Origin of the sequence: Mycobacterium persicum, from assembly GCF_002086675.1 — a bacterium.
Lineage (GTDB): Bacteria > Actinomycetota > Actinomycetes > Mycobacteriales > Mycobacteriaceae > Mycobacterium > Mycobacterium persicum.
The window spans coordinates 20363-27296 of the sequence record NZ_MVIF01000080.1 but is presented as its reverse complement, the minus strand read 5'-3'; the positions used below and the strand labels follow the sequence as shown (position 1 = coordinate 27296).

The 6934-nt window shown below is 65.3% G+C and carries 5 protein-coding genes and 1 pseudogene; 2 read left to right on the top strand and 4 right to left on the bottom strand.

Going from position 1 to position 6934, the window contains the following annotated elements:
• A partial coding sequence (locus BST40_RS20725) for a PE-PPE domain-containing protein (protein WP_142276769.1) occupies positions 1 to 877 on the top strand: 877 nt, incomplete at its 5' end.
• 260 nt (positions 878 to 1137) lie between these two features.
• Positions 1138 to 2910: a PE-PPE domain-containing protein gene (locus BST40_RS20720; RefSeq protein ID WP_075545104.1), complete on the top strand. Its 1773-nt coding sequence runs from the start codon at positions 1138 to 1140 to the stop codon at positions 2908 to 2910.
• A gap of 128 nt (positions 2911 to 3038) precedes the next feature.
• On the opposite strand, the pseudogene BST40_RS20715 reads toward BST40_RS20720, so the two are convergent.
• From BST40_RS20715 to BST40_RS20700, 4 genes and pseudogenes are all read right to left on the bottom strand, one after another.
• Positions 3039 to 3149 (bottom strand): annotated as a pseudogene (locus tag BST40_RS20715) (PE domain-containing protein); the annotation flags it as partial.
• Positions 3150 to 3406: 257 nt separating this feature from the next.
• Positions 3407 to 4375 (bottom strand): NADPH:quinone oxidoreductase family protein, encoded by a 969-nt coding sequence (locus tag BST40_RS20710; protein ID WP_075545103.1) that lies wholly within the window; start codon positions 4373 to 4375, stop codon positions 3407 to 3409.
• A gap of 5 nt (positions 4376 to 4380) precedes the next feature.
• Positions 4381 to 5241, bottom strand: coding sequence for an SDR family NAD(P)-dependent oxidoreductase (locus BST40_RS20705; protein WP_075545102.1), 861 nt, complete (start codon positions 5239 to 5241; stop codon positions 4381 to 4383).
• Positions 5242 to 5320: 79 nt separating this feature from the next.
• Positions 5321 to 6808 (bottom strand): aldehyde dehydrogenase family protein, encoded by a 1488-nt coding sequence (locus BST40_RS20700; RefSeq protein ID WP_075545101.1) that lies wholly within the window; start codon positions 6806 to 6808, stop codon positions 5321 to 5323.
• Positions 6809 to 6934: the final 126 nt, after the last annotated feature.

The following is a 6934-nucleotide window of genomic DNA, read 5'->3' as shown; positions in this document are numbered from 1 at the left end:
GATCTACACCCACGAGTACGACGGCTTCGCCGACTTCCCGCGCTATCCGCTCAACATCGTGTCGGACCTGAATGCCATCGCGGGCATCGCCTTCGTCCACACCGATACTCCGGATATCAATCCGCAGACGCTGCCCCCGGGCGATCTGATCAAGTTACCCACGGAGCCGACATACCAGGGAAGTACCTCCTACTACATCATCCGCACACACCATTTACCGCTGTTGACTCCGCTGAGATTCATTCCGGTGCTGGGTAACCCACTCGCCGATCTCGTCGAGCCGAATTTGACGACGATCGTCAATTTGGGCTACGGGGACCCCCGCTACGGCTATTCGACCGCGCCGGCGAACGTGCCCACGCCGTTCGGGCTCTTCCCTGAGGTGGACCCGGCCGTCGTCGCCGCACAATTGGTCACCGGAACGCAGCAGGGCTTCAGCGCCGCGGTCAACGATGTCCTCGGCCAAGGACCGCAGGGACCGCCGACCGTGCCCAGCCTGGGTTCGTCGCGCCTGGTGGATCTGCTGACGTCGATCGCGTCGCCGCCCGCAATAGTGGTTCCGCCGACGTCGATCGACGGCTTGATCACCGACCTGCAGGCCGCGAACACTTATCTCTCCAACACCGTTTCCGGGGGGCTCTCCCGCGCTTACGAGTCGCTGCTCCCGACGGCGGACATCCTCAACGCCGGCCTGACCGAAGTCCCGTCTTATAACGTCAACCTCTTCCTGGACGGCATCGAACAAGCGGTCAACGGCGACCCGGTCGGGCTGATCAATGCCATCGGTTATCCGATCGCCGCCGACGTGGGGTTGCTTGCGCTTGCCGGCGGGCTTGAGGGGTTGGTCCTGCTGGGCATCGTGGTCACCGATTTCTAACGCGATCCGGCGTCCAAGCCGCCGTCACGACCGTCCGCGACATTGGGTCCCAGATCGCCTGACGGCGGCGCGGTTCGGCCGTCGAGCAACCCGCGCGCGGCTGAGTTCGGCTGAGATAGCCAAACGCGCACTATGAACCAACGGACCGATCTAGGCTGACAGATGCCGGACCTCCCGATGGCCGGTGCCGCCCGGGCCATCGGTTTCGCCTCATCGGCGCTATCACAACGAAACACCCTGGGTTTGAAGGAAATTGATCGATGACCAGCATGATCGCGCAACCGCAACTGATGGCCGACGCCGCCGCGAACATCGAGGGAATTCGTTCGGCGATCGCCGCGGCCAATGCCGCCGCCGCCGGCCCAACCACCGGTCTTGCGGCGGCCGCCGCCGACGAGGTGTCGGCCGCGGCTGCGACGCTGTTCGGCGCATACGCACAGGAATACCAGGCGGTCATCAAGCAGGCCGCGGAGTTCCACGACACATTCGCCCAGGCCCTGGCCGCCGCCGCGACGGCCTACACAAAGGCCGAGGCAGCCAACGCGGCGATGGTTTCCGGGGCGCTTCGCGCGGTGACCTCGCCCATTCAGTCGTTACTCGGCGGCGCCGCGGCCCCGGCCGCCCCGGCGGGAGGCGCAATGCCGGCACCGGCGGCGCTGGCGTCGCCGTTCGACGCGCTGATCATGACCGGCAGCGGCACGCCGATCCCATCACTGGCCTACATGCAGTCCGTCGCGCCCTATATTTCGGGAACCCCCAGCCAGTTGATCCCCCTCAACACCCCTGAAGGCTTGTATCCGCTCACCCAGATCAAGGACTTGCCGCTCACCCAGTCGGTGACCACCGGTGTGCAGATCCTGGACAACGCGCTCTTCGGGCCGCAAGGGCTGATCACAGCCGGCGGCAACGTCGCGGTGTTGGGCTATTCGCAGAGCGCGATCCTCTCCTCGATGGAGATGCGCCAACTCATTCTGCAGGGAAGCCCGAACACGGCCAACCTCAGCTTCACGCTGCTGGGTAATCCGATGGCCCCCAACGGCGGCCTGCTGTCACGCTTCCCCGGGCTGTCGATGCCGGCGCTGGGTCTGGAGTTCTACGGGGCGACGCCGTCGAATTCGGGTTACCAACTCAGCCAGTACACCCTGCAATACGACGGATACGCCGACTTCCCGCGTTACCCGATCAATTTCCTGGCGGACCTCAACGCGTTCATGGGCATCCAGTTCGTGCACGGCGACTATCCATTACTGGATCCGAACAACCTTCCCCCGGGCTACAACATGGTGGAGCTGCCGGTGTCGCCGGCCAACAACGGCCTCGAGCACTACTACATGATCACCTATCCCGGGCTGCCGTTGCTGCAGCCGCTACGGGCGCTTCCGGTGATCGGCAACCCGCTGGCGGATCTGGTCGAACCGAACCTGACATATCTGGTCAACCTCGGCTACGGTGATCCCCACTTCGGCTATTCGACCGGATATGCGGATGTACCCACCCGATTCGGGCTGTTCCCGTCGATCGACCCGGTGACCTTTGCCGGCGATATGGTCGGCGCAGCCCAGCAGGGGGTGAACGCCTTCGCCGGCGATATCGGCGCCATGCTGCCGACGTCGCTGCCCGACTTCTCACTGCCGGCCGCCGCGCTGACCGGCGGCTCGCCGACGGCATGGGCGTTACCGACTCTGCCTGCGGCCACCGGTTCGCCCATCGACGGCATCATCGATGCCCTCAAGGCGGCCAACACCCATATCACCAACGCCATCAGCAGCGCGGCCGCCGACACCTACGCCATGGCGCTACCGACGGCTGACATCGTCAACACCCTGGCCACCAAGGTTCCGTCGTATAACGTCAACCTCTTCCTGGACGGGATCCGGGAGCTGGCCAACGGTGACCCGGCCGGCATAGTCAATGCATTCGGCTATCCGGTCGCTGCGGATGTGGCCCTGCTGACCCTCGCGGGCGGCTTCCAGACCATCGTCTTGCTGAACGGAGTCGAATCGGTTATCGGCGACCTCACCGGCGCGGCCTAGCCGTCGTCACGGTAACCAAAACCGCGGCGGCGCAGCTATTTTGACCACAGGCGATGTCGAGGATGTCCTCGGGTGCGGCGGCGAACTAGCCGGTGAAAAGAACAGCATCCTGACTAACCGTCCTTGTTGGCCGAAATCACCGGCGCCGCCGCAGCATGCGCGGCCGCCAACCGCGCACTCAACGCCGCCACTTGTGCGGCCGCGCCGGCCAGTCCCTCCGGAACCACCCACAACGCCACAACAGCACTCCCTTCCCAATAGTTAATGGAAATCCCGACTTTCGGTGATCGCGCAGCAAATACGGCACTCAGCGGCAAACCGATCACCACAGAGCGCCCCAATCCCAGCAAGAAGGCAGCCGATACCGATACTCAATCAGGCATTAAGCAGTGGTAATTAACGCAGTTCGATGTGGGTACCGAACACGATGGTCCGGCAACTCGACCCAACCGCCCGGACATGACCCCCGACAGACTTGCGGGCGAGACCATTCAGGCTAAGGCTCGAGAACCACCTTGCCAAGCACACCTCCGTCGGCCAGGCTCTGCAACGCGGCCTGGGCTTCGGACAGCGGATAGCGTTGCGGCGGAGGCGGTCTCAACCCCAGGGCGACCAGATAGTTCAAACCCCAGGAGAACAACGCCGCCGAACCGGGGACCTTGTTGAGATACTCGCCCCAGGCGACGCCGAGCACCCCGATGTTGCGCAACAGCAGCCGGTTGACGGTGAGCGTCGGGATGCTGCCCGCGGCAAAGCCGATGACCAGTAACTTGCCGTCGATGGCCAGCACCCGGATGGCGTCGTCGAAGCTCGGGCCGCCGATGGGATCGACGACGATATCCACACCGCGGCCGTGAGTGTGCTTGTGCGCCTGGGCAACCCAGCCGTCCGTCAATCGCAGCACTACGTCGGCGCCGAGCGCGCCGACGTAGTCAACCGCCCCCTCGCGGTGCACCACGGCTATCACCTGGCGTGCGCCCATCGCCTTGGCAAGCTGGACGGCGGCCGTGCCCACCCCGCCGGCGGCACCGAGCACCAGCACCGTGTTGCCCGGCCGCATCGCGGCGCGCCGCGCCAGCGCGAAGTACATGGTGTTGTAGTTGACCAACAACGACACGGCTTCGGCGTCGTCGAGCTCGGCGGGGCTGCGCACCACGTTGGAAACCGGAACGGCCACCCGTTCGGCGTAGCAGCCGAGCACCCCGAATGCCGAGACCCGTTCTCCCACACGGAAACCCGAGCCAGGCGGCGCATAGCGCACTATGCCCGCGGTTTCCAGCCCGGGCACGAACGGCGGCGGCAACTTCAGCTGGTACTCGCCCTTGCTCAGCAGCAGGTCGGGAAAGCACACGCCGGCAGCACGAACGTCGATGACGACCTTGTCGCCGTCATCGGGAATATCGTCGATATCGGTATAAACTATGCCGGACGGGCCGGAAAGCTCTTGTACGACACAGGCTTTCATGCAAACTACAGCTTGAAACCGGCTTTTTGCGCGCCGGACAGGTCGGTGATCTCACCCCAGTGTGCCGCCACCTCCTGCACCGAAGGCGGGGTGTCGAAGGTGGCTCCGGCGTTCTGGAACAACGCGGCCCGCTGCACCTTGCCGCCGCCGACGATGAACACCGACGCGTTGTCCGCGCACTCTTCGGTGCACAGGTAGGCCACCACCGGCGCGACGAAGTCGGGCGTGAGTTTCTCGAACACCTCGGGCGGCAGGATGTCCTGGGTCATCCGGGTGGCCGCGATCGGGGCGACCGCGTTGGCGTGAATGTTGTACTTGGCGCCCTCCAGCGCCAGCGTGTTGATCATGCCGACCAGACCGAGCTTGGCCGCGCCGTAGTTGGTCTGTCCGAAGTTGCCGAACAGCCCGCTGGTGGAGGTGGCGACGACGACCCGGCCGTAACTCTGCTCGCGGAAGTGCGGCCAGGCCGCGCGGATCACGTTGTAGCCGCCATAGAGGTGCACCTTGAGCACGGCGTCCCAGTTCTCGAACGGCATCTTGTGGAAGGTGCCGTCGCGCAGGATCCCGGCGTTGCTGACCACGCCATGCACCGCCCCGAACTCGTCGAGCGCCGTCTTGATGATGTTGGAAGCCCCCTCGGGCTCGGCAACGCTGTCATAGTTGGCCACCGCGCGGCCGCCGGCGTCCTTGATCTCGGCGACCACCTGGTCGGCCATGTTGTGGCCGGCGCCGGTGCCGTCACGGGCGCCGCCGAGGTCGTTGACGACCACGCTGGCCCCTTCCTTGGCAAGCGTCAGGGCGTATTCGCGGCCCAATCCCCCGCCGGCTCCGGTAACGACGACGACGCGATCCTGCACTCCGGGCATCAGGTTCCTCTCTGAATGTGCGTTGCATGGTCAAGGTCGGCCCGGCAGCCGACCGGGTCGTGCGGGCGTCTGCGTCAGGCTAGAACAGCTTGCGCGCCAGCTTGAAGGCGCGCTCGGTGTAGGGCGGATAGATGATCTTCGAGAAGTCGGGGCGGGTCGGCTTGGTCAGCACCGACTTGCGGTGGCTGAACTCGTCGAAGCCCCATTTGCCGTGGTAGGCGCCCATGCCGGAGGCGCCCACGCCGCCGAACGGCAGCTTGGCCGTCGATACCTGGAAGGCCAGGTGGTTGACCAGCATGCCGCCGGCCGGCACCTCCTTGATCACCCGCTCGCGGGTTTCGCGTGACTTGGTGAACAGGTATGCCGACAACGGCTTGGGCCGTGAGTTGACGAACTTGATCGCCTCGTCCAGGGACTTGACGGTGAGCACCGGCAGGATCGGACCGAAAATCTCGTTGGACATCAGCGGTCCGGCCGGATCGGGGTCGACGACGACGGTCGGCTGGATGCGCAGGCTCGACGCGTCGCACTTGCCGCCCACCGCGACCTTGGCCTTACCGTCGGCTTCGCCCTGGTTTTCAACAGCGGCGAGGTAACCGCTCAACCGGTCGAACTGGCGCTGGTTAACGATGCGCAAGCCGTCCGGGTTGTCCTGGGAGCGGAACCTGCCGATGGCGGCGCCGATCTTGGTGACGAGCTCGTCGCGAATGGTCGCGTCGGCCAGCACGTAGTCGGGGGCGACGCAGGTCTGGCCGCCGTTGAGTAGCTTGATCCAGGCGATGCGCTTGGCGGCCACGTCGATGTCCGCGTCGGCGGCGACGATCACCGGGCTCTTGCCGCCGAGTTCCAGCGTGACCGGGGTCAGATGCGGCGCCGCGCCTTCGTAGACCTTACGGCCGATCTCGGTGCCGCCGGTGAACATCACCCGATCGAGGCCCTGCGCGATCAGCGCCTGGCTTACCGAGCCGTCGCCTTCGACCACGGCGATCGCGTCGCGGTCGAGGTAGCGGGGCACCAGCTCGGCGATCAGTCGTGACGACGCCGCGGCGATCTCCGAGGGTTTGAGGATGACGGTGTTTCCGGCGGCGATCGCCCCGACCGCCGGGCCCAGCGTCAGATAGAACGGGTAATTCCAGGCGCCGATGATCAGCACGGTGCCGTAAGGCTCATACTCCACCCAGCCGCGGCCCGGTAGCTGGGGCGCCTCGAGAAGCAGGTATTTGCGACGCATCCACCTGCGCACCTTTTTGGCCGCGTACTTCGCTTCGGCAATGGTGACCGCGATGTCGGCGATATACGCCTCGACCGGGTTGCGGTCCAAATCCTCGGCGAGCGCCTTGGTGATCGCGTCCTCGTTGTCCTCCATCAGCCGTTGCAACTGCAGCAATTGGTTCCTGCGCCACTCGACACTGCGAGTGCGACCGGTGGCGAACGTCTTACGTAGCCGCGCCACGGTTTCGGCGACCGTTTCGGCGACATGGGTGGGCTTCGATGCGTTGGCTTCAGGGGCCGTGGGTTGGCCCGTGGCGAGGTCCTGAGCTTTTGGTGCAACCGATTCGGTGGTCATCGTTGTCCTTTCTTCGGGGTCCCATCCGGTTCCCGATCCGGGCCCGGTCCCGGTTTTTCAGGGCCGCCCGGGGTGCCCGCACCACGTCACGTGGTCGCACATCGGTGATATTGGCGATCCTAGTCA

Excerpts from the sequence above, each read along its gene's own strand:
- BST40_RS20720 (WP_075545104.1), top strand. The coding sequence starts at position 1,138 with ATGACCAGCATGATCGCGCAACCGCAACTGATGGCCGACGCCGCCGCG.
- BST40_RS20710 (WP_075545103.1), bottom strand. The coding sequence starts at position 4,375 with ATGAAAGCCTGTGTCGTACAAGAGCTTTCCGGCCCGTCCGGCATAGTT.
- BST40_RS20705 (WP_075545102.1), bottom strand. The coding sequence starts at position 5,241 with ATGCCCGGAGTGCAGGATCGCGTCGTCGTCGTTACCGGAGCCGGCGGG.
- BST40_RS20700 (WP_075545101.1), bottom strand. The coding sequence starts at position 6,808 with ATGACCACCGAATCGGTTGCACCAAAAGCTCAGGACCTCGCCACGGGC.